General features: G+C 35.2%; 1 protein-coding gene. It reads right to left on the minus strand.

Going from position 1 to position 549, the window contains the following annotated elements:
• On the minus strand, positions 1 to 549 hold a 549-nt coding region (locus KHQ28_RS29770; RefSeq protein WP_211777820.1), incomplete at both ends, for a Tn3 family transposase.

Below are 549 nucleotides of genomic sequence, written 5' to 3' on the forward strand. Positions count from 1 at the left end.
CCTGCTACCCGAAGGATTTCTTCCCAATAAGTTTGAATAAGTGTTAAATTGATTTTATTTTGTGATAGTGTATTAAGTTCGTGATAATCCGCATCAGAATCAATTCGCCAAAGTTTTGTTCCTTTATCATTTGCGATTCGCGGGCTAAATTGGAATCCTAATAAGGCAAAAAGCCCAAATATCATATCACTATAACCAGCTGTATCTGTCATTATCTGATTAGGAGTTAGCTCGCTAGGTTGATTAAGAAATCCTTCTAATAAGTACAATGAATCACGGAGTGTACCAGAAACAACCATACCATGAAATCCTATATATTGATCAGAAATAAAATTATAAAAAGTAATTCCTCGACCACGCCCAAAATATTTTGGGTTGCTTTTAGAATATAGAGAACGTTGTGGAGTAGTATAACGAATACCATCAGCTGATGCCATATAACCGTCTCCCCATAATTTAGTTATAGCAAGTTTTCGGTGTGCATGAATAATTTTTTGATTAGCTGCAGAGAGCGTGTCTACTCGAATATAGTGGTGATTAACATAGATT

The organism is Klebsiella sp. 28, assembly GCF_018223905.1.
Classification (GTDB): Bacteria; Pseudomonadota; Gammaproteobacteria; order Enterobacterales; family Enterobacteriaceae; genus Klebsiella; species Klebsiella pneumoniae.